Consider the following 23,276-nt stretch of genomic DNA (forward strand, 5'->3'; position numbering starts at 1 on the left):
CCGTACAGTGCAAATTGAGCGTTTTTTCGCCACCAAAATAACATCGGGCCGCCGCCCTTGTGCGGCGGTGCCAAGAGGAGGACACCATGGGTGCCAGCGTTGTTCAGCTCTCAGAGAGCCAAAGTCACATTCAACAGACCCACCGGGTGTTTGAGATACAGAAAAAAGCGTTTCACGATCACCCATCGCCGACGCTGGCCGAGCGCAAGCAAAACCTGGAGCGCCTCAAGCAGGCCCTGTTGTCCTATCAGGATCGCATTCTGGATGCCATTGACAGGGACTTTTCCTGTCGTTCGCGAGATGAATCGCTGATTGCAGAGGTGATGCCCTCCATCCAGGGAATCAACTACACCCTGAAAAATCTCGGCGGCTGGATGAAGCCTTCCCGCCGGCACGTTTCCATCCTTTTTCAACCTGCCAGCAACAAAGTCTGTTATCAGCCAAAAGGCGTGGTCGGCGTAATCGTGCCCTGGAACTACCCACTTTATCTGGCCGTAGGGCCGCTTGTTGCCTCTCTTTCAGCGGGTAACCGAACCATGATCAAGATGTCTGAGTTCACCCCTCACACATCCGCACTGTTCAAAGAACTTATTGAAGCCACTTTCCCGGAAGACCTGGTCGCCGTTATTAATGGCGAAGCCGATGTTGCAGCCGATTTTTCAGCGCGACCTTTTGACCACATGCTATTCACCGGCTCCACCTCTGTAGGCAAGCTGGTCATGCGCGCTGCTTCCGAGAATCTGACACCGGTTACCCTGGAGTTAGGCGGCAAGTCACCTGCCATAGTTTCTCCGGATGTCCCGCTTGAAGACGCAGCCCAGCGCATCGCTTTCGGCAAGGCCTTCAATGCAGGCCAGACCTGTGTGGCGCCAGACTATGTGCTCTGTCCGGCTGATCGCACACAGGCCTTTGTAGACGAGTTTCGGGCCCAGCTCTCTGAAATGTACCCCTCAATAAGAGATAACGACGACTACAGCGCCATTATCAATGAGCGCCAGTACAATCGTTTGAAAGGTTACCTCGAGGATGCCAGGGCCAAAGGCGCCGAGCTGATAGAGATCAATCCTGCAAAAGAGAACATGAGTGATGGTACCCGGAAGATCCCGGTGACCCTGGTGCTGAAAACAACACCGGAGATGAAGCTCATGCAAGATGAGATCTTTGGCCCGATCCTTCCGATTGTAAGCTATGACAATCTTGATGAGGCCATACAGTTCATCAATGACCGCCCGCGCCCTCTAGCCCTGTACTTTTTCGGTTACGACCGCGAACAGCAGAGCCAAGTGACCGATAAAACCCTGTCTGGCGGCATGTGCATAAACGACTCTCTGATGCACGTCGCCCAGGATGACCTGCCGTTTGGCGGTGTAGGGGATTCCGGCATGGGCCATTACCATGGCAAGGAAGGTTTTTTGACCTTCTCACACCAGCGCGCAATTTTTGCAAAACAGAAGTTTAACAGTGGCAAATTTGTATACCCCCCATATGGCACATCTGCCCACAGAATGATTTACAAGCTTTTCATCCGTTAAGCACCTTGCACTGCAACCGGGGCCCATTCGCCCCGGTAATCGCCTACTCCAAAACAAGAGCGAGCCGATTATGACTGACCCCCTCTCTCCAACCGACGAACTGGATTCTCTTTGCCTCGACCGGCGCAGCTTTCTTCGTACCGGCCTTGGGGGCGCGCTCTTTTTGGGCACCGTGAGCCTGACTGCCGGCCTCAGTGGCTGTGCAACAGCACCCGCCGGCCGCCTTGGTGCTGTCGACACCCGCATGGATGCGCGTTACCAATTCCAGTTTTTGTCCGCTGATGACATAGAACTATTAGAAGCCCTGCTCCCGGCCATCCTCGGCTCCGCGCTTCCAGAACAAGCTAACGCGAGACGCATCGCAATTGCAGGCACCGTCGAACGCATTGATATGGGCATTCACAAATTTGGCCCCGCGAACCAGAAAGAGCTCAGGCAATTGTTTGACCTGCTCAACTTTGGTCTTACGCGTGTCACCATAGCCCGAGTTTGGCCAGCTTGGCGCGACGCCACTGCGGAGCAAGCTGATGCATTCCTTCAGCGCTGGCGTTCAAGCAGCATTGGCCTTTTCAACAATGGCTATATGGCGCTGACAAAAATAAGCAACGTGGCATTTTACGGCCATCAGGAGAACTGGCAGCTTTCAGGCTATCCGGGGCCACCCGACTGGGCGGTTCAGGCCCTGCCGCAATTCCGCAGCGCCTGACGCTCCGCCAGCTGTTTTAGCCCGCTATTTTGACTGCCATCTAACCCAAAAGGGGAACCACCATCCATGTCGTTCAACGATCGCATCGCCCAAGGCCTGGAGTCTGGCTGGAAAGTTATCGACGGCGCCACGCTTACTGAAAATCATACTGCTGAAGCAGATGTCGTTATTGTTGGCACCGGTGCAGGTGGCGGCACCACTGCTGAAATTCTGGCCAAAAGCGGCTTGTCCGTTATCCTGGTGGAAGAAGGTCGCCTGTATTACCAGAAAGACTTCAAAATGGACGAGCTTACGTCCTACGCAAACCTCTATCAGGAAGGCATGAGTCGCACTACAAAAGATGGTGCCATTGCTATTTTGCAGGGGCGCTGCGTGGGCGGCTCAACGACAGTCAATTGGACCAGCAGTTTCCGCACCCCGGATGAAACACTTAACTACTGGAGCAAGCGATTTGGTCTGGACGGGGTAAGCCCGGAAGCCATGGCACCCTGGTTCGACGGCCGAGAGACCCGCCATTCCATGGCCCCATGGGATACGGCCCCCAACCTCAATAACGACATTTTGCGACAGGGGTGCGAGAAGCTCGGTTTTAGCTGGCAGATTATCCCGCGCAACGTCAAAGGTTGCTGGAACCTCGGGTACTGCGGTGTAGGCTGTCCTACCAATGCCAAACAAGGCGCACTGATGACAACCATCCCGGGCGCGCTAGATAACAATGCAAGTATGTACCACGGGCTGCGCGCCGAACGTTTTGTGATGAATCAGGATCGAATTGACTCCCTCGAAGCCACAGCTATGGCCAGCGATGGCATCACGCCTACCAGCGTTACGGTAACACTCAAAGCCAGGCACTTTGTGGTTGCCGCAAGTGCCATAGGCTCACCCGGCCTGCTGCTACGTTCCAAACTGCCCGATCCCTATGAACGGGTTGGCAAGCGCTCATTTATTCACCCCGTTAACGCCAGCGTTGCACAAATGCCCAAGCTGGTTGACCCATTCTATGGTGCACCCCAGTCGGTATATTCCGACGAGTTCAACTTTAGCAACGGCGTAGATGGCGATGCAGGCTACAAGCTGGAGGTGCCTCCTTTACACCCGGCCATGTCGGCAGGAGTTGTGCCGGGCCATGGCGACGAACAAGCTAAAAACCTGGCCGGCTTACCCTGGATGCAGTCAGTTATCGCTCTGGTGCGTGATGGTTTTCATGAGGACAGCCCTGGCGGCACTGTTTCACTTCGTGACGATGGCAGCCCGATGCTTGATTACCCGGTAAGCGACTATCTCTGGAAAGGCCTTCGTAGAGCTTTCTACACCATGGCTGAAATCCAGTTTGCCGCGGGCGCAGACAAAGTGCGCCTGATGCACCTTGATTCGGATTGGTATTCCACCTGGGCCGACGCCAAGGCTGCTATTGACGGCTTTGCCATGGAGCCTCACCGGGTTCGCCTGTTCACCGCTCACCAGATGGGCGGCTGCGCCATGGGGAGCAATCCGGAAGAGTCTGTGGTCAACGGATTTGGTGAGCATCATCACGTGAGCAATCTCAGCGTGCACGACGCATCGATTTTCCCCACCAGCATTGGAGCAAATCCCCAGCTCTCGGTTTATGCCCTGGCGGCGAGAAACAGCTCTCGACTGGCACAACGGTTGAAAGCCTGATTCTCCATGGTTGGCACTGTTCTTCACGCCAGTGAAGGGCTTGCCACCCGGCCTACAGAAACTCTTTGAATACTGATACTCTGGGCGCCTGTTAAAAAAGGAGCTGTGCATGCCTAAAGTCATTTACCCGGGCACCTTTGACCCTATTACTAACGGCCATACAGACTTGATCAGGCGGGCCAGTAACCTGTTTGATGAAGTGGTGGTTGCCGTTGCCTACAATTCCAAGAAGCAGCCTCTGTTTGATCTGGAGGAGCGCTGCGAACTAGTGCGGCTGGCAACGGCAGGCATTCCGAACGTGAGTGTGACCGGTTTCAGCTATTTGCTCGCCGATTTTGTCCGCGACCAGAATGCCACGGTTATTCTCCGTGGCCTGCGAGCAGTATCCGATTTCGAATATGAGTTTCAGCTTGCAGACATGAACCGCAGCCTGGCTCCGGAGCTGGAAAGCGTGTTCTTGACGCCGTCCAATCACCTCTCCTACATCTCCTCAAGCCTGATCCGGGAAATTGCCTCTCTGGACGGGAATGTATCGGAGTTCGTGGACCCGGTTGTGGCAGAAGCTCTGAAAAAGAAATTCAGTGAAGCCTGATGTCTATCAGGCGGCAACAAAAAAGCCCCTTCGTGGGGCTTTTTTGTTGCCTTGAACCGCTTTAAAACACCGGTGGCAAGGGGATTTCCTGGCCGTTAACCTCAATCACCATGCCGGCCAGTTTTGCTGCCAGCACCAGCCGGTCGCCATCGGGCACCAACAGACCTTCTTTGATGAGTGGCGCAAACTGCATACGCACTGCCGGGTATTCATCCACCAGCACGGCAGGCAAACTCAAATTCATACTTCCATTGAGCTGCTGCATCACCATCAACATGCTCTCTTTCTGATCTTCAGTCAGTTCTGGATGGCTGAGCACCAGGTTGCCGGTTACTGCTCCTTCCGGCGTGTCCAAAGACAACTCAGGAACGCCCATCGAAAACCCTGCTGCTGCCAGATTTCTCATTGCCGTATTCACCTGCCCCATGGCTTCCATCTGCCGCTCAAAGGTTTCGCGACCTCCGGCATCAGGTGCCAACACCATGCCCTGAAGTTCAGCCATACTGGTGCTTAAGCTGTTCCAGCTGGCAACATCGAGGTTTTCCAGAGCGAACGCCAGCTTGTGTGGGCCGTAGGCCTGATCTTGATAACGAACCTTTTTCGCCTCAATCGATAACAGGGAATCCAGGCGCTGCGCCTTGCCCTTCGCCTCGGTGCTGCTGCGAGCGAGCAATCCCTCGATGGTTACCGTGGAGGCCTCAGCAGGTGTCAATTCAACAGAGCCTATCGACGCTTCCATGGTTCCGGTCCAGACGCCACCCACCAGATGAGCCATGCTCTGTTCAACCCGGAAATTATTAACCCGGATGCTCATATCCCGCCCGGACAGACTAACCTGTGGCCAGACAATCAGCGCTTCAGCCTGGGATCCTGTGTCACTTATTTCAATACGCGCAACACCGCCGCTGGCTCTCAGTGATTCACCGCTCTCCGGGTTAGTGATTGCCATAGCCGGCGCTTCCAGCTCCAGCACAGCCGTACCCCAGAGGCGCGTTTCCAGAGTCAGCCTTGGCCGCTCCTGAAACCAGTCGGCGCCTTGCGGTGTCCAACCATCAACGGGCACGAAATTCATAAAGCTACCGGTTATGCCATGGGTGACGCCGGCACGGTAAGCTATCCGGCGGGTTTGACCACTCTCAGGGTCAACCATGGTTACGGCTCCACTCATGTCCGAGCCGAAAAAGCCCCTGCGATAGTTATCCGTCTGCATCTGGATAAATGGCTGCGACTGATTCAGCTCATGGGTAACCTCCTGCCACTGCTGTTCGGTTACATAACCCACGACCCATGGCATTGCGCCAGCGACAACCAGAACACCTGCACCGCCAATGATCCATTTTGCTTTCAAGAACTCTCTCCGTCTGAAAATTTCAGGATTTGCCCGTCAGGCGCTCCAGAAGAACCAGTTGCGAGGCCACTCGCTCCTCACCCTCGGCCAGTTGATTTTGAACGTAACTGCCATCGGGCTGCAACATCCAGGACTGGCAGTTATCCGCCAGATAAGTATCCAGATCTTCGCGCACCCGCGCTACCAGATCCGGGTCCTCAATTGGAAACGCAATTTCAACCCGGCTTAGCAGGTTGCGTTCCATGCAGTCTGCACTTGAACAGTACACGTCAGGCTTACCGTCGTTACCAAAATAGTAAGCCCGTGTGTGCTCAAGGAACCGCCCCACAATGGAGCGCACACGAATATTATCCGAGAGGCCCGGAACCCCGGGCCTGATACTGCAGATACCACGCACTATCAAATCAATCTGCACCCCGGCCTGGGAAGCACGATAGAGGGCCTTGATCAGTTGCACCTCTGTCAAGGCGTTAATCTTGAAAATGATACGGCCTTTTTCTTCCAACGCTGTCTCACGCTCAATCAAGCTGAGCAACCGCTTGTGGAGGGTGAACGGGGCATGGAACAGCTTCTTGATCTTCAGAGCCTTCCCCATACCGGTTAACTGCTGAAAGATTTTGTTAACATCGTCACCAATGGAATCATCACAGGTCATGAAACTGTAATCGGTGTAAAGCCGAGCATTCACCGCATGGTAGTTTCCGGTTCCCAGGTGCACGTAGCGGAGCAACCGACCTTCTTCACGGCGTACAATCAGGATCATCTTGGCATGGGTTTTATAGCCCACAACGCCATACACCACGATCACGCCGGCTTCCTGCAAACGGCTGGCCAACTCCAGGTTCTCCGCCTCACTGAACCGGGCCCGCAACTCGACCACCACAGTCACTTCTTTACCGCGTTTGGCCGCATCGGCCAGTGCTTCAACAACCTCCGAATTGGCGCCAGTGCGGTACAAGGTCTGGCGGATAGCCAGCACCTGGGGGTCCTTCGCGGCCTGACGCAGCAAATCCACAACCGGGCTGAAGTTCTGGAATGGATGATGCAGCAATATTGGCCGTTTCCGTATGGCATCAAATATGGTTTCTTTGCTGCGGATCTGCCGGGGTATGGTGGGCGAAAAGCTGGAATATAGCAGATCAGGGCGATCCACCAAGCCGGTGACCGCCATCAGTCGTGTGAGGTTAACCGGCCCGTTCACCTGGTACAGATCTCTTTGCCCGAGGCCGAATTCCGTGAGCAGGAACTGCACAAGCTCCTGAGGGCAGTTATCCGCAACCTCCAGCCGAACACCATCACCGAAACGCCGGCTGAGTAACTCACCGCGCAATGCGGACGCCAGATCTTCAAGGTCGTCTTCCAGCTCAAGGTCGGCGTTGCGGGTGAGCCGGAACTGATAACAACCCTTGACCTCCATACCCGGGAATAGCTCATCAGCGTGGGCGTGGATCACTGAAGACAGAAAAACCAGGTTCTCTCCGCCGTTGCAGACTTCATCCGGTAAACGCACCAGCCTGGGCAGGGAGCGCGGCGCCGGCACAATAGCCATCCCCGTTTCCCGGCCGAAGGCGTCTTTGCCATCCAGTTCGACAATAAAGTTCAGGCTTTTGTTAACCAACCGGGGGAAAGGGTGAGAAGGATCCAGTCCTATAGGGCTGACCACCGGCAGAATTTCTTCATCGAAATAATTGCGCACCCACTCTGCCTGTTCCGGCGTCCATTCCATACGCCGCACAAAGTGAATGTTTTGCTGCTCCATTTCGGGAATCAGCACATGGTTCAGAATGTCGTACTGCTCGTCGATATATTCATGGGCGATGCGGCTGATCTCGCTCAGCGCCTGTTCCGGCATTATCCCATCAGCGCCCAGGGTTTCCCGGCCGTATTTGATCTGCTGGCGCAGCCCTGCCACCCGAATCTCGAAGAATTCGTCCATATTGCTGCTAAAAATACAGCAAAAAATCAGCCGGTTAATCAGCGGATGAGTGGTATCCAGCGCCTGCTTCAATACTCGATAATTGAACTGAAGCTGGCTCAGCTCACGGTTGAAGTAGTTTTCACTGGCGTCCAGATCAATCACTTCACCTTCAGCTGGAAGGTCTATGGGAGCGGGTACGCTCTGCCCCCCGCTTGCTGTGAGATTTCTGACAATTTCCGCTCTCATGGCCTTTGATTTCCTGTCTGATTACCCCCCTGCCTCTTCCCGACAAGGGGTAGTCCGTTAACAGCCTCAGCGCTGCTTGTCCCGCATCAGGCGGGCGGCTCGCACGGCGAAGTATGTCAGAATGCCATCTGCTCCGGCACGACGCATCGACATCAGGCTCTCCATCATGACAGTGTCTCCGTCAAGCCAGCCGTTCTGCTCCGCCGCCATATGCATAGCGTACTCGCCGCTAACCTGGTACACGAATGTTGGTACCTGCAGTTCGGTTTTTATCCGGTGCACAATATCCAGATACGGCATGCCGGGTTTGATCATCACCATGTCAGCGCCCTCGGCAAGATCCATCATCACTTCATGAATCGCTTCATTGCTGTTGGCCGGGTCCATCTGATAGGTGGTCTTATCACTTTTTCCCAGATTGGCGGCCGAACCGACGGCGTCCCGGAATGGGCCGTAATAACCGGAAGCATACTTGGCAGAATAGGCCAGAATACGCGTATTAATATGTCCTGCGGATTCCAGCGCCTCACGAATGGCAGCAACACGGCCATCCATCATATCGGAGGGCGCAACGATATCTGCACCGGCATCAGCGTGTGAAACCGCCTGATTAACCAAGGCTTCAACGGTAACGTCGTTCAGCACATAGCCTTCGTTATTGATGATGCCATCCTGGCCATGGGTGGTGAACGGATCCAGTGCCACATCCGTGATAACGCCCAGCTCGGGATAAGCCTTTTTCAGTGCCCGAACAGCCCGCTGTGCCAGCCCGTCGGAATCCCAGGCCCCGGAGCCGGACAAGTTCTTTTTCTCCGCAGACACAACTGGAAACAGGGCTATTGCAGGAATCCCCAGCTCCACCAGCTCTGCAGCCTGCTCAACCAACAAATCAATGCTCAGGCGATCCACCCCCGGCATGGATGGCACCTGCTCGCGCTGTCCTTCCCCTTCCAGTACAAAAACCGGGTAAATCAGGTTGTCTGGCGTCAGTTGGTTTTCCCTTACCAGCCGACGGGAAAAATCGCTGGCGCGATTGCGACGCAAACGGGTAGCTGGAAAAACACGTGGCGTTGATAAAGACACAGAAAGCCTCCTGAATGGCACAATAATGAGTAGGACTGGAAATCCTGGCACCCTGGCGGCACCGTTGACACCATCATACACCTCCGGGGCTGCTGGTTGCAGGCTACCAACGTAGGCAAGCGCTGTCTGCGGAGCAACATTCAATCTGCAGCAGACTCCGGGAGGCTCATTTTTTGTAAGCTTTGCTATTGAATAGAATCGAGCGCCCTGGCCCGGACTCGCTCAGCTTCGCTGAAATACTTTTCCCGCAACTGGCTCAGACTTTTTTCTCTCTCAAGCTCTGCCAAGCCAGACTCCGCCAAGGCATCACGCTCTTGAGCATACGACTGCCACCGACGATTCCAATCCCTTTGTTCTGCGTCCAATGCTTCCAACCTTTGGGCAGCTTCATCACCAAATTCTTGACGCCGCCAGGCTCGCAAAGCCTCCGGGTCGTTAGCCATCTCTTCTCGCGCCTGCTCATAGCGAGAAAACTTTCGAGTATCCTCGCGAGCCTGCCTCAGAGGTTCAGGCAAGGCCATTTCAGCCTCGGCAAAGGCCTTCTCGCGCTGCTCGTGCGTCAGATTGCTGTCTCTGGCAATGCTTCGCTTTCTGAGTTGATAGCGATCTATGGCTTCTTCTTGCGCAAAAAAAGCCTCCGCCGTATCTGCGTCCAACCAGGTTCTACGCAACGCCTGAATCTCCAGCATCCGGCGCTCCATTTCACCCGAACCGGAAATCCCTGCTTCTCCGTAAGCCGCCTCAAGATCCGACAAGGCAAGCTTGTAATCCAGGTAACGGCCAAGAGTGTCGAGAGCCTGCCCTCGCGCAGGCTCTTCCAGCACTGAAAGGGCAAGCCGTACTCTTGCTACCAACTGCGACAGATCTTCTTCACCCAAAGCCGATAGATAGTACTCAAACAACTGCCGCAACTCCCCTGTGGGGATGAGGTTGCCAAAACGGTCTGTTATCGCCCAACCGCCAGGCTCCGTTGTGCCTTCCAACGACGCCGGTAACTGTTCTGGCACCTCAAGCTCAGCGGAGTCGTCAACAAGTCTGGAAGGATTTTGCAGCCGGCCAGCAGCAAAGCCCGCGTCATCCGTTCTCAGATTATCGGGGCGTTCAGCAGAACGAACGGAAACAGGCTGATTTCGGGCACTATCCGCCAGCAGCCAGAGTGCAATCACAACTGCTATGATTACGGGGACGGCAAAGGAGAGTTTGGAAACAGATTTCATGATAGAGGTCAGTTCCGGCCATAGGTGGCTTGGCTACAATCCGGGGAAACAAGGACCGTAACGCTTTCAAGAGCCATATTAAGCGGAAACTGGGCGCGTGACCGAGACAGACCGCAAAAACAGGCCGGAGCATGCAGCCCCGGCCTGCAAAGACAATGCTCAGAGCGCGCGGTTATTAAAGCCTGTCTCCACCTTACGAGGGGAGTCAACGCGGAAAGATGTCTCAACTTCCTGGATTTTGCCGCCTTGGCTCAGGAAAGCATCGATATCCTGCTGTAGCTGCGCCCGTACCCGTGCCCTGCCAGCGATAGAATGTGTATCGTCACTCTCGCTGCCCGTACTAGCCCAGTTACCGGATTGCTCCAGATTGCTTTCGTCGAACTCGCTCATGGTTTTCTCCATCAACGAAAACAGTGTTACAAGCGCGGCAAACCAAATAAAGCAGCCGCACTCCGCCTCGACCAGCCGCTACTGCGGCGCCGTCTTGGCGTCTTTATAATCTGCTTTTCACGACAGAGCTATTACCGACAACATGTTTTTTGTAAATATTTGTAACAACCACTAACCTGATGAATTTTAAAGATAAAATAAAGGTAAAAAAAAGTGTTTGCCCTGAACCAAAGAATGAATCAATATTCACTAATAGCGGGAGCCCGAAATGGCTTATCGTGAAACGGAAAAGATGCGACTGCGTAAAGCCGCAGCACGTCAGCGGATCGCTGAGTGCACCTATGAGTGCGTTGCCGAAGGCGGCTTTCGCAACGCAAGAATTACTCGCATTGCGCAGCTTGCGAATGTTGCCACAGGAACGATCTACCGGCATTTCGAGTCGAAAGAAGACTTGTTTGCTGAAATCTTCCGACAGGCCACGCAGCGTGAAATAGACAAGGTTACGAAAGCACTGGCAACACCGGGAAGTGCTACAGAGAGACTGGAAAAAGCATTGCGGCAATTTGCCGAGCGCGCATTGAAAGGGCCCGTAATGGCCTGGTCCCTCATTGCAGAGCCGGTGGACCCGAAAGTTGAGGAAGAGCGGCTGGCTTACCGAAAGGCCTACGCCGGCCTGTTTGAACAGGCGATCCGGGAAGGTATCGAAGAAGGGTGCATTCCGGATCAGAACCCCCGCCAAAGCAGCACCTGCCTGGTGGGGGCTATTGCGGAAAGCCTGGTTGGGCCTTTATCACCAACCCAGATCGGGCAGGCAACCGAAAAAGAAACCGAGAACAACGACCAGCTGGTCAACACCATCATCTGCTTTTGCATACAGGGGTTGACCGGCACGAGGAGGTAGTTATGAATACCCCACAGCCCACGTCCGGAACACCCGAAGAACATGGTGATCGCTATTTGGCGATCACCCACGAGGTAGTCAACCAGCCCCCACCGCTGGAAAACTACAACCTGTATGAGCAGGACATTGCCCTGCAGAAGGCTGTGCACCGCGAAGGAGCGGGGAAGGCGGAAAGCGACCTGAAAGCCTTTGGCGCGCTGGCTGGCAGCGCCGCAACCATCGATCTCGGTTTTCGGGCCAATAACAATAAACCGGTGCTCAATACCCACGACCGCTTTGGCCACCGCATCGACGAAGTGGATTTCCACCCCTCGTACCACGAACTGATGGGCATTGCCTTTGAAAGCGGTCTTCACAGCAGCCCTTGGACAAACCCCGGCAAAGGCGCACATGTAACCCGCGCAGCAAAATACTATATGCACTCCCAAGTGGAAGCTGCACACTGCTGCCCGGTCACCATGACCTTTGCGGCCATGCCTTCCATTCGCAAACAACCGGAGCTTGCAGCGCTCTGGGAATCCCGAATACTGGCCAACAGCTACGACTCCCGCAACGTCCCCGATAGCCAGAAGAGCTCAGTAACCATTGGCATGGCAATGACCGAAAAGCAGGGTGGCAGCGACGTACGCTCAAACAGCACCCTGGCCTACCCGGTAGGAGCCAAAGGCCCGGGCCAGGCTTATGAGCTGGTAGGCCATAAATGGTTTGTCTCCGCACCTATGTGCGATGCTTTTCTGGTATTGGCCCAGGCCCCCGGCGGCCTGTCCTGCTTCCTGATGCCACGCTGGCGCCCGGACGGAACCAAAAACCCCTGGCAGATCCAGCGCCTGAAAAACAAAATGGGCAACGTAGCCAATGCCTCCAGCGAAGTAGAGCTGCGCGGCGCACTGGCATGGATGATTGGCGAAGAAGGCCGCGGCGTACCTACCATCATAGAAATGGTTGCCATGACCCGTTTCGACTGCATGATTGGCAGCTCTGCAGGCATGCGCCAGGCCGTCGCTCAGGCCACTCACCATTGCCGTCACCGGAGCGCCTTTGGCAACAGGCTCATTGACCAGCCACTGATGCAAAACGTACTTGCTGACCTGGCCCTGGAGAACGAAGCCGCCCTCGCCTACACCTTGCGAATCGCCCGAGCACTGGATAGCCAGGATCAGGAACACGAACGCCTTTTGGCACGGCTTGCTACACCTGTTGGCAAATACTGGATCTGCAAACGCACACCTAACCACGCCTACGAAGCCATGGAATGCATTGGCGGCAGCGGCGTGATGGAAGACTGCATCATGCCCCGCCTGTTCCGTGAATCCCCGGTGAATGCCATCTGGGAAGGCAGCGGCAACGTACAGTGTCTGGACACCCTGCGCGCCATCCAGAAAGAACCCGAAACCCTCGATGCCTTCTTCCTGGAGGCCGCCAAGGCAAAGGGGGCAGACCGCCGCTTCGACCAGTTCCTGGCACAGCTGCAAAATGACTTCGCCGACATCAGCGACTTCCAGTACCGCGCCCGCAACCTGGTTGACCGGCTGGCCCTGGTCATGCAAGCCTCCCTGCTATTACGCAACGGTGACAAATCCGTGGCCGATGCCTTCTGCGCTTCACGGCTGCAGTCCAATGGCGGCATGAACTACGGCAACCTGCCCTCGGGGATTGATGCTGCGGCTATTATCAAGCGGGCAACGCCTGTAGTAGGCTAGAGCTGGTGTCCACCAAGACATCAATATATGAGCTTGTTGGACTCCACTTGAATTGTTCGAGAACCGGCGAGGCAAGGCTTTCCAAAACTGTGCGGAGCCAGGGATGGCGGAGCCCAAGCGTCACATGGATGTGCCGCAAGGAGCGTGTTTTGGAAAGCCTTGCCTCGTCGGTTCCAGCACCAAAGCCGGAAAATCTATGTCTGAAACACTCAGAAGACTGCTGAAAGAGGGCAAAGCGCCCCAACACAACACCGCGATAACACCCCACGTAGGCGTACTCACCTTGCACTTCCAGCTCTACGGCTGTGAGGACCTCAAAGCCAAGCGCAAAGTCTTCACCCCGCTACGCGCTGTCTGGGGCAAAGAGCCCGACTTGGCCGTGGCAGAAACCGCTGACCTGGAAGCTCTCGACTGCGCCACCTGGACCATCGCAGCCCTCGGCACCTCCTCGCAACAAATCACCCAGCGCCTCGATCAGGTAGAAAAAGCCATTCAGGAAAAGGTCGATGCAGCCATACTCGACATACACCGGGAAATTCTCTGAACAAGCCCAGTGGCACAACATTTGAGCAGCCCGTATACTACGCCCCCTCAGGGATGCCAGTGTGCCTGGAAGCTACAGGTGACAAGTAACCAATGCCGGAAACAGACCCCGGCTGTATCCGTCGGGCATCCGGAACAGGCCCTGCGGATGACCACTGATCGTGTGTGGTATCTATGACCGGCAAGAAAAAAACGGCCCAGGCCTCCATTGAAGCCATGTATCGCGTGTTCACCGTGCCCGAGGCACCGGAGTCCACACTTAGCCGTATTGACCAGAATATTTCCAGCAACCTTGCAGGCTTCCTGCAGGAGCACATTGTTGCCGTTGAACGGGATCTTGCAGACGTCGAGAAAAACTTCTCCGACTACGCCATCCCGGAAAAGCCCGTGTTCGTTTCCGAGCAGGCTCAGTTCCTGCTCGACAAACTGGTTGCCAACTCCGTTCACACAGCATCACCCGCCTTTATCGGCCACATGACATCAGCGCTGCCCTACTTCATGCTGCCGCTGTCGAAAATCATGATCGCCCTGAATCAGAACCTGGTAAAAACTGAAACCTCCAAGGCCTTTACGCCCATGGAGCGACAGGTTCTGGGCATGATTCACCGGCTGGTGTATCAGGAAGACGGCGCCTTTTACCGGAAGTGGATGCACGACCCTCGCCACTCCCTTGGGGCCATGTGCTCAGGTGGCACAGTCGCCAACCTGACAGCACTGTGGGTTGCTCGCAACCGCGCTTTCCCCGCTGAAGGCAGCTTTCGTGGACTGCACCAGGAAGGTCTGTTCCGCGCACTGAAGTACTACGGTTACGAAGGTGCTGCCATAGTGGTATCCCGCCGAGGGCATTATTCTCTGGGCAAAGCCGCCGATGTATTAGGCCTTGGCCGTGAATCCCTGGTGGCGGTAGACACAGACGACGACAACCGAATCCAGACCGACGCCCTGCGCGACAAGTGTCTGGAGCTGCAGAAACAGAAAATCAAGGTTATGGCCATCTGCGGCATTGCCGGCACCACCGAGACCGGCAACGTTGACCCGCTGGACGCCATGGCAGACATCGCCCGGGAATTCGGTGCCCATTTCCACGTAGACGCAGCCTGGGGCGGCCCGACACTGTTCTCCCGGACCTACCGGCATTTGTTGCGGGGCATAGAGAAGGCGGATTCAGTCACCTTCGATGCCCACAAGCAGCTGTATGTGCCTATGGGTGTTGGTTTGGTGGTATTCAAAGACCCCAGCCTGGCTAGTGCTGTTGAGCACCACGCCCAGTACATTATCCGCAAAGGCTCCCGCGACCTGGGCTCTACCACGCTGGAAGGCTCGCGCCCCGGCATGTCGATGCTGATCCATTCCGGCCTGAAAATCCTCGCCCGGGAAGGCTACGAGATTCTGATTGATCAAGGCATCGAAAAGGCGGCAAGCTTCGCCGAAATGATCGAGGCCCAACCAGACTTCGAGCTGGTGACCCGCCCTGAGCTGAACATTCTTACCTACCGCTACTGCCCGGAAAACGTGCAGCAGGCCTTGGCTTTAGCTGATCCCCTGCAGGCAGAAAAGCTGAATGCTTGTTTGAACAGCATTACAAAATTCATCCAGAAAACCCAGCGGGAACGGGGCAAGGCGTTTGTGTCGAGAACCCGGCTGGAGCCTGCCTGTTACTACAAATTCCCGTGCATTGTGTTCCGGGTTGTTCTGGCGAACCCGCTGACCACGCCTGAAATCCTCGCCGACATTCTGGAAGAGCAACGTGAGCTTTCAGGGGATGAAGGAATTCAGGACGAAATCAGGATATTGCACCAAATGGCGGATGCGGTGCTGAAACAGCATGAGCAGGGTCAGAAGCAAGCCTGACGTAGTGGAATTACCCTTCAGGAACCGCAAGGGAGGGAATCAGGCTTCCAAAACACACTGTAAATACCTCCCTGTACGCTCGGCTCCGCTTCTCACTGCTTATTGCTCCTGCGGCGCAGTGAGAATCCTGGGTTGGCCGTCCTTGGCCAACCCGTGAAGAGCTTTTCGCTCTTCACCCATGGCTTCGCACGGTTTTGGAAGCCTGATTCCCTCCCTCGCTCCGTGCTAGCCTCTAATACCGGATTTCCGGGGGCAACTAACTCAGTAAAGCGCCTCTTCGTCATCCAACACTTCGTCAATAATTTCCAGGAACATTCGATCCGCATCACTCCACTTTTCCGGAATACGGATAGTCGTGTTAGCACTGATCTCCCGGGCTATCAGCTCGTCGGAATCTGGCTGTGAACGATACTTGCGGGCAATGTCGATAGACTTTACCGCAATGGTCGGATCGCTCAACACCTTTTTGATGAACACTCGAAGCTCATCAATCACCTTGGCCTGACGACGGCTTTCAATCGGTGTACTCATACCTCACCCTCCGGGCAAATAAGTTCTGGGGGAGCATGAAGCTCCTGTAGCATAGACACAGTATGGCCAAACCCGCGCGTTACAACCAGCCAACTCGTTAGACGAACAACCCACGCAAAGTGAAAAACAGTATCGCCGCCATAATGGCCGAGGCAGGCACTGTGATAATCCAGGCAGCCGCTATCCGCACAAGGTGAGACCGCTTGACCATTTCTTCTTTGTAGATTTTCTTGAGGCGTTTGCGGTCCGACTTGGTCAGGGGCACATGCTTCTTCTTCTTGGCCCGCTTGAGAAGCTTCTCCATCTCCTCAACGGAGGCGTTGCGGAAGTCATCCAGAAAAGGCTTGAGACGCTCAAGATCATCCTCATCACGCTCTTCCATGATCTTGTGCAACTGAGTCGCGTAATTGGATTTCAGGTATTCGCGCAGGAAGCCCACACCGAAAACACCACCAATGGCAATATGCGTAGAGCTCACCGGCAAACCCAGTTGCGATGCCAGAATAACTGTAAGCGCAGCCGACAGTGCGATACAGAAGGCACGGGTCTTATCCAGCTCGGTAATTTCGCTGCCCACGGTTTTGATCAGGCGCGGACCAAACAGCATCAAGCCGACCGTTAAACCCAAAGCGCCAATCATCATGACCCACAGAGGTATGCTTGAAGCCGTCGCTATCGCACCGTTAGATAGCGCATCGTTGATGGCCGCGAGCGGGCCGATGGCATTCGCTACGTCGTTTGCACCGTGGGCAAAGCTCAATAGCGCAGCCGCGAATATCAGTGGCCAGGTGAATAGGGTATTTACCCCTCCTGCACTGTTTTCCATGGTAGCTGCGCGACGGGAAGCCAGAGAGCGCACGATAAAAAAGGAAACTACAGCGGCACCCAAACCGACCAGAGAGGCCTGAAGGAAATCCACCTCAACAATTTTCTTTACGCCTTTGATCATCAGGTAGGTGCCAAAAGCCCACGCCATGACGGCGACAAGCCAGGGCACAAAGGTTCGCGCAGCAGGTATTACGTTCTTCCGGTAGAGCACTGTCTTATTGATAATAAATAGCAACAGGGCAGCCAGGGCACCACCAAGAACAGGCGAAATGACCCAGCTGGCAGCAATCTTGGCCATAACACCCCAGTCTGCGATGCCCCAGCCACCCGCCGCAATACCTGCGCCGAGAACGCCACCTACAATAGAGTGGGTGGTGGATACCGGCGCACCCATCCAGGTTGCCAGGTTGAGCCAGAGCGCGCCCGCAAGCAGAGCTGCAGTCATCAGCCAGACAAAGGCACGGCCATCTTCCAGGTTTGTGGGGTCAATAATGCCGCCCTTGATGGTAGAGACAACATCGCCGCCCGCAATCAACGCACCAGCGGACTCAAAGATACCTGCCAGAATAACCGCTGCGCCCAGAGACAGAGCGCCAGAGCCCACCGCAGGGCCAACATTGTTCGCAACATCATTAGCGCCTATATTGATAGCCATATAGCCGCCGATGACAGCCGCAGCCATGAGCAGCGTGCTATTGGGCAACCCTTCACTGAAGGAACCTACCGCCAGCCAGACACCGAGCAGAAACAACAGGCTGAGCCCGACCCTGTATCGCTCTGTAGAGTTGCTGGTAAGAAGGGTATCCAGAAATCCGCTTGAACGGGCCATAACAGAATAGGTCTCATTTGGTCTGAATGGAGAACGAACCGCCGTGTTGCGCGCAACTATAAATTTTTTACCCTGAAATTGAAACAAATGTGCGTCTGCGCGACCCGGTCACACAATACACTCGAAATAGATGCATACCTACCATTGCCTGATTCATAATGGGTAAAGAGCCAGAGTACTAAGGAAAAGCGTTGCATATACCTATAGGGCCGCTATGACAAAATACTCAACTCTGGGCTACCAAGCTGCCCAGGAACGCGAAAGCGCACAGATTTCACTGGTGCTCACCTGGCTGTCACTCGCTGCGATTCTGACTCTGATTGGCATTGGCGCAAAGGCATGGAGCTCCGCGCACTACAGCCACGCTTTTGCTCTTTGGGGGTTTATTCTTCCGGTCGCTGCAAACATGGCCTGGTTTGCCATCTACCGTAATCGGGACGTACAAAAAACCGGGCTTCTGGTTACTGTCAGTTTTCTCTTTACTTACCTGATAGCCTCCGGTGGCGAGAGCAACACAGGCCCCCTGTGGTTCTATGTGTTTCCGCCTCTGTTGTTTTTCCTCACCAATCTGAAAACCGGCACCCTGATTCTGCTACTGGTCTATCTGGTTGCCATTATTGTGTTCCAGTTTCCCGGCCTGCCTTTTGTGCAAGCGGAGTACAGCAGTGACTTCAAGCTTCGCTTTTTTGCAACGCTGACCTTTGAATCTATTTTCTGTTTTGTTCTGGAAGCTAGCAGACTGAAGGCTCGTAACGAATTACTGGATCTAGCACTGACCCACGAGCACGCCGCCAAAACCGATGAGCTCACCGGTCTTTCCAACAGGCGCGACATCCTGAACCGGCTGTCGGAAGAGTTTTCCCGGTACCAGCGTACCGGACATCACTTCTCCATTGTCCTGATCGATTTGGACCTCTTCAAGAATATTAATGACCATTACGGCCATAGCGCTGGTGATGCCGCTCTCAAACAGTTTGCAATAGTTGTGCAGTCCGTTATCCGCCAAACAGATGTGGCGGCACGCTGGGGCGGCGAGGAGTTTCTGTTGCTGCTACCGGATACCTCCCTGATTCCAGCGCTCACATTAGCCGAACGCTTGCGCAGCGAAGTAGCACGGGAAAATTTCAGTTTCCAGGGGCAGGATTTACCCATAACCATAAGTGCAGGTGTCTGCTCTATTTCTCAAGCTGATTCCATCGATAACATGCTTCGCCAGGCCGATTTACACCTATACAGCGCCAAGGAAGCCGGGCGCAACCGGATTGCACCTCGGGTGCGCAGCCAGGCTGCAGACACCCAAAATGCGCCAAGCGCTTGAGGCTGGCTGGCCAGGCCGATACTATCCGGCACCAAAGGAACCCCGGCAATCCGCTTTGCACAGAACAGGTAATGACATGACAGATATTCGAATTCTGGTGGGCAGCGTCTACGGAGGCGCACTAATGACAGCCAGAGCCATCAAACAGGCCCTGGATGCTGATGGATATTCAGTTAAGGTTCTGGAAAACCCGGTGTTGGATGATATAACGGGTGATGCATCCCCCCTGCTGGTTTGCACATCTACCACCGGTGAAGGCGAAATTCCGGGTAATCTTTTACCCTTTTATATCGCTTTACGGGACCAGTTGCCGCAACAGCCAGGGCGCCCCTTTGGCATCATTGTTCTGGGGGACAGCTCCTACGGCGATACGTTTTGTGGTGCCGGCGAGCTAATGGAAGAAGCACTTTATGAAACCGCTGCCCGAAAGGTTGGCGACACTCTGCGCATTGATGCGCTGGAAACCCAGGAGCCAGAAGAAGAAGCTTTGCCCTGGGTGCGTGAATGGGTATCCACTGTATCAAACTAAGCGCGGCTTAAGTCGCCATTTGCTACAGTTCATACTGATTTTGGATAACAATCACAATTAGCGGTGAATCGTGACAAGGTTCCAATGGTCTCGCATTCTGGCAGCACTCACGCTGCTTGTGTCCCTGGCGTTTAACTGCCAGGGCGCCGAGGCTTTTCATTACCCTAATGTCGAGTTTCTGCGTCTGGCACCGGACGCACAGCTGTCACCTGAAGAGGCGTCCGCTGCAACGGGCTGGCAGCCTCTTACAAACAGTAGCGCTAACTTTGGCTACACCCGTGATACTGTCTGGTTCCGCTTCAACGTTCCTGTTGATAGGCAGATTAATCTGCTTGAAATCAGCTACTCCCATCTGGATCACGTTGCGTTTTACCTGATGGAAAATGGCGAGATTGCCGAGACAACCGTAACCGGGGACCACTACCCCTTTACAAGCCGCCCCGTTCTCAACCGCCATTTCTTGTTCCCGTTCAGTGCAAACATCAATACTGACCAACAGATATTTCTTGAGGTAAAAACAACAGGCACGTTGCAGGTGCCGCTGACACTATGGAATGCCCAGACGTTTTTCGAACATGCATCAATTGAGGAACAAATCCACGCCATCTATTACGGCGTGCTCATCAGCGTTATCTTCTTTAATTTGTTTGTATTTTTTGCACTGCGGGAGAACGTTTATCTCTTCTATGTACTATCAACGCTAAGCTATCTGTTATTGATTGCCAGCCTGAACGGCACCGCCTTCCAGCTGTTATGGCCAAAAAGCCCGGAACTTCATAGCTGGACCATGCTGCTCTCCGTCCCCTTAGCAGTCATATTTACCCTGCTGTTTTCACGATCTTTTCTCCAGCTTGAACAGTCCGGGCCAATACTGAATCGGGTTGCCCTTGGTTTTGTCGCCATAAACGCCATTATGATCGCTGCCACCGGCGTGCTTGATTACAGCTCAGCCATCCGCCTGTCGGTCGCTGTGGCCATTCCAAGCACACTGCTTCTCACCATAATTGGCCCGCTGCAGTGGATACGCGGCAACCCCCAAGCTGGCTATTACACGATAGCCTGGTGCGCACTATCAGTGGGCAGTGCCATTACTGCCGCCAATAAAGCCGGGTTTCTCCCAAACAGTTTTATAACCACCTACGGCATGGAAATCGGGTCTGCACTACAGGCAGTTCTGCTCGCCCTGGCCCTGGCGGCAAGGTTAAACCAGGAGCGACAGGAAAAAGTAGAGGCCCGCGAAGCAGAACTGAAAGCCATGACAGCCCGGCGCTCTGCTGAACTCAAACTCATTGAAAATGCACTGCACAACTCGCTCACCGGCCTGCCAAACCGCACCAACTTTGAAATGCAGGTGAATGACCTGATTCGCCGGTCACCAGACACTCGACATGGCATTGTTGTCATCCACCTGAATAACCTGCAATCTGTGACCAAGACTCTTGGCCACCAGAACAGCGATCTTATATCGGAGTTGGCCTCAAAGAATGCAAACGCTATTGCGCGTCAGATTCCGGGCATAATTTCCCTGGGGCAGCATAATGGACGCAGCTTTTACACGGCCTCTCTCGACCTGGAAACCCTGGTGTGCGTGGTGGATGCGGACACATCAGAGCATGCCCGCCGAGCCGTTGTACGTGCTCTGGACGCTATCCGAAGCCCCGTTGACTATCTTGGCATGCAGATCCCGCTAAATGCCCAGCTTGGGGTCGCTGTGTCGCCGGCTCATGGCACAGACGCATCTTCGTTAATTCGCAGAGCCTCAATAGCAGAGAGTTCCGAGCGTGCCCGTGAGCGGGGAATTGCGTATTACACCCCCTCCATAGACTCGTACAGCGCCAGCCGTCTCACAATGGTTTCAGCGTTACAGAAAGCCCTTGTAAATAATGAGCTAGCGCTTCATTTGCAACCAAAGCTGGATTTGAGAACCAGCAGAATCTCAGGAGTGGAAGCGCTCATTCGCTGGCCCGCACGAGAACAGCCTGTTCCTGCAGACGAGATCATCACCCTCGCGGAACAGACAGGGCTGATCAAACCACTCACCCGATGGGTGCTGGAGCAGTCACTTGAGCTCCGAAGCCGTCTTCTCGATAGTGGCCACCTTCTCGATCTCTCGGTGAACATTTCACCCAACAACCTCCGGGAGCCGGATTTTCCGATTTTTGTAAAACGCCTGATGGGCGCTCATTTGCAGCACAGAGGTGCGATCATCTTTGAAGTCACGGAAACATCGATGATGCAGGATCCAGTCAACGCCCTGAAAGCTCTTAACTCACTGGCTTACGAAGGCATTCCGGTTTCCATTGATGATTTCGGGTCTGGTTATTCCTCGCTTTCCTACATCAAGCAATTACCCGCCAGCGAGATCAAGATCGACCGATCGCTTATAACGGATCTGGCTACCCGGGAAGAAGACAGAGTTATTGTTCAGACAACAATCAACATGTGTCACAGCCTCGGCTACCAGGTTGTGGCCGAGGGCGTGGAAGATGAGGCTACTGCAGATCTACTGAAAGGAATGGGCTGCGATATGATTCAGGGCTATTTCCTGAGCCGGCCTCTGCCACTTGAGCAAATGCTGGCCTGGCTCTCCAAAAGGCGTGAAGCAGTCACCAAACAACACGCCCCCGGATAATAATCAACAAAGGCTGTTAACGCCTGCGAATCAGTGCTTCCTGCACAGCAGATGCCACCAGAACACCCTCCTGATTAAAGAAGTTACCCCGGTTGAAACCCCGCCCGGCCGACGCACTCGGGCTGTCCTTGTCATAAAGCAACCAGTCCTCCATGCGAAAATCCCGGTGGAACCACATGGCATGATCAAGACTTGCAGCCTGCAACTCCTTGTTCATAAACGATACACCATGGGGGTTAAGGGATGTTCCCAAAAACGAGAAATCCGATGCGTAGGTAAGCAGGCAGCGGTGTAAAACCGGGTCGTCAGGCAAAGGGCCCAAAGCACGGATCCAGCTTTGCTTAAGGGGTGGGCGCTTGTCCGGCTGAAACGGATTCGTGGGGTTCACTGGCCGGATTTCTATAGGACGGTCACGGGTCATAATCTCCCGCAAGGCTTCTGGCGCCTGTGGAGCCATCATCTTGCCCCAATCCTGCTCGGAGCGAAGGGTTTCAGGGTTTGGCGCATCGGGCATCTCCACCTGGTGCTCAAAACCTTCCTCAGAGGCATGAAACGACATGGAGCCGGTCAGGATTTCCTTGCCGTCCTGGCGGGCAATGACCCGGCGAACAGAAAAACTGCGTCCATCACGAACCCGCTGAACCTCATACTCTATAGGCATTTTCTTGTTGCCGGGCCGCAAGAAATAGGCATGCAGGGAGTGGCAGAGGCGATCTTCGACCGTATGGCTGGCAGCCATTAGAGCCTGCCCGAGAACCTGCCCTCCAAACACATGGGGGAATCCCAGATCCTGGCTCTCGCCCCGATAGTGGTCACCGCCAGTGGGCGCAAGATACAGCAGTTCCACCAGTTTTTTTGTAACGTCAAGCATGCCTGCTCCTGTTGATTCGTTAGCTCACGAAGGGTTTTCTACCGCAAGCGGG

19 protein-coding genes are annotated in these 23,276 nt (G+C 54.7%); 11 read left to right on the forward strand and 8 right to left on the reverse strand.

What is annotated here, in order from left to right:
* The first annotated feature begins 86 nt into the window (after positions 1-86).
* The 4 genes from FFI61_RS07340 to coaD all read left to right on the forward strand — a co-directional run bounded on the left by FFI61_RS07340 (position 87) and on the right by coaD (position 4,489).
* A complete protein-coding gene (locus FFI61_RS07340; protein ID WP_200369783.1) occupies positions 87-1,532 on the forward strand; it encodes a coniferyl aldehyde dehydrogenase in 1,446 nt (481 codons plus the stop codon).
* Between the two features lie 70 nt (positions 1,533-1,602).
* Positions 1,603-2,238, forward strand: a complete 636-nt coding sequence (locus FFI61_RS07345; RefSeq protein ID WP_200369784.1) for a hypothetical protein — start codon at positions 1,603-1,605, stop codon at positions 2,236-2,238.
* Between the two features lie 66 nt (positions 2,239-2,304).
* On the forward strand, positions 2,305-3,897 hold the full coding sequence (locus FFI61_RS07350) for a GMC family oxidoreductase (protein ID WP_200369785.1): 1,593 nt from the start codon (positions 2,305-2,307) through the stop codon (positions 3,895-3,897).
* 109 nt (positions 3,898-4,006) lie between these two features.
* Positions 4,007-4,489 (forward strand): pantetheine-phosphate adenylyltransferase, encoded by a 483-nt coding sequence (gene coaD, locus FFI61_RS07355; protein ID WP_200202261.1) that lies wholly within the window; start codon positions 4,007-4,009, stop codon positions 4,487-4,489.
* 61 nt (positions 4,490-4,550) lie between these two features.
* Here coaD and FFI61_RS07360 read toward each other — a convergent pair whose 3' ends face one another.
* From FFI61_RS07360 to FFI61_RS07380, 5 genes are all read right to left on the reverse strand, one after another.
* Entirely contained in the window at positions 4,551-5,837 is a 1,287-nt protein-coding gene (locus FFI61_RS07360) for a DUF945 family protein (protein WP_200202262.1), read from the reverse strand.
* Between the two features lie 22 nt (positions 5,838-5,859).
* On the reverse strand, positions 5,860-8,001 hold the full coding sequence (ppk1, locus tag FFI61_RS07365) for a polyphosphate kinase 1 (RefSeq protein ID WP_200202263.1): 2,142 nt from the start codon (positions 7,999-8,001) through the stop codon (positions 5,860-5,862).
* 66 nt (positions 8,002-8,067) lie between these two features.
* Positions 8,068-9,084, reverse strand: a complete 1,017-nt coding sequence (hemB, locus tag FFI61_RS07370; RefSeq protein ID WP_200369786.1) for a porphobilinogen synthase — start codon at positions 9,082-9,084, stop codon at positions 8,068-8,070.
* Between the two features lie 185 nt (positions 9,085-9,269).
* On the reverse strand, positions 9,270-10,301 hold the full coding sequence (locus FFI61_RS07375; RefSeq protein ID WP_200369787.1) for a lipase secretion chaperone: 1,032 nt from the start codon (positions 10,299-10,301) through the stop codon (positions 9,270-9,272).
* A 159-nt stretch (positions 10,302-10,460) separates the two neighbouring features.
* The gene (locus tag FFI61_RS07380; protein WP_200202266.1) at positions 10,461-10,691 is read right to left on the reverse strand and encodes a hypothetical protein; all 231 of its coding nucleotides are present in this window, start codon (positions 10,689-10,691) and stop codon (positions 10,461-10,463) included.
* A gap of 268 nt (positions 10,692-10,959) precedes the next feature.
* On the opposite strand from FFI61_RS07380, the gene FFI61_RS07385 reads away from it, so the two are divergent.
* From FFI61_RS07385 to panP, 4 genes are all read left to right on the forward strand, one after another.
* On the forward strand, positions 10,960-11,592 hold the full coding sequence (locus tag FFI61_RS07385) for a TetR/AcrR family transcriptional regulator (RefSeq protein WP_200202267.1): 633 nt from the start codon (positions 10,960-10,962) through the stop codon (positions 11,590-11,592).
* Between the two features lie 2 nt (positions 11,593-11,594).
* Entirely contained in the window at positions 11,595-13,292 is a 1,698-nt protein-coding gene (locus FFI61_RS07390) for an isovaleryl-CoA dehydrogenase (RefSeq protein WP_200369788.1), read from the forward strand.
* A gap of 196 nt (positions 13,293-13,488) precedes the next feature.
* Positions 13,489-13,836, forward strand: a complete 348-nt coding sequence (locus FFI61_RS07395) for a DUF503 domain-containing protein (RefSeq protein ID WP_200202269.1) — start codon at positions 13,489-13,491, stop codon at positions 13,834-13,836.
* A 173-nt stretch (positions 13,837-14,009) separates the two neighbouring features.
* Positions 14,010-15,686, forward strand: coding sequence for a pyridoxal-dependent aspartate 1-decarboxylase PanP (gene panP / locus FFI61_RS07400; RefSeq protein ID WP_200369789.1), 1,677 nt, complete (start codon positions 14,010-14,012; stop codon positions 15,684-15,686).
* A gap of 261 nt (positions 15,687-15,947) precedes the next feature.
* Here panP and FFI61_RS07405 read toward each other — a convergent pair whose 3' ends face one another.
* Together FFI61_RS07405 and FFI61_RS07410 are read right to left on the reverse strand one after the other, a co-directional pair.
* On the reverse strand, positions 15,948-16,217 hold the full coding sequence (locus FFI61_RS07405; RefSeq protein WP_200202271.1) for a hypothetical protein: 270 nt from the start codon (positions 16,215-16,217) through the stop codon (positions 15,948-15,950).
* A gap of 97 nt (positions 16,218-16,314) precedes the next feature.
* Complete coding sequence (locus tag FFI61_RS07410; protein ID WP_200202272.1) at positions 16,315-17,874, reverse strand: inorganic phosphate transporter; 1,560 nt, start codon at positions 17,872-17,874, stop codon at positions 16,315-16,317.
* Between the two features lie 214 nt (positions 17,875-18,088).
* Between FFI61_RS07410 and FFI61_RS07415 the strand changes: the two genes are divergently transcribed.
* The 3 genes from FFI61_RS07415 (at position 18,089) to FFI61_RS07425 (ending at position 22,353) form a co-directional block, all read left to right on the forward strand.
* Positions 18,089-19,192 (forward strand): GGDEF domain-containing protein, encoded by a 1,104-nt coding sequence (locus FFI61_RS07415; protein ID WP_200369790.1) that lies wholly within the window; start codon positions 18,089-18,091, stop codon positions 19,190-19,192.
* 76 nt (positions 19,193-19,268) lie between these two features.
* Entirely contained in the window at positions 19,269-19,721 is a 453-nt protein-coding gene (locus tag FFI61_RS07420; protein ID WP_200369791.1) for a flavodoxin domain-containing protein, read from the forward strand.
* A gap of 70 nt (positions 19,722-19,791) precedes the next feature.
* The gene (locus FFI61_RS07425) at positions 19,792-22,353 is read left to right on the forward strand and encodes an EAL domain-containing protein (RefSeq protein WP_200369792.1); all 2,562 of its coding nucleotides are present in this window, start codon (positions 19,792-19,794) and stop codon (positions 22,351-22,353) included.
* A gap of 16 nt (positions 22,354-22,369) precedes the next feature.
* On the opposite strand, the gene FFI61_RS07430 is transcribed toward FFI61_RS07425, so the two are convergent.
* Positions 22,370-23,224, reverse strand: coding sequence for an acyl-CoA thioesterase (locus tag FFI61_RS07430; protein ID WP_200202276.1), 855 nt, complete (start codon positions 23,222-23,224; stop codon positions 22,370-22,372).
* Between the last annotated feature and the right edge of the window lie 52 nt (positions 23,225-23,276).

The sequence above is a fragment of the Marinobacter sp. DY40_1A1 genome (genome assembly GCF_016597815.1).
Classification (GTDB): Bacteria; Pseudomonadota; Gammaproteobacteria; order Pseudomonadales; family Oleiphilaceae; genus Marinobacter; species Marinobacter xiaoshiensis.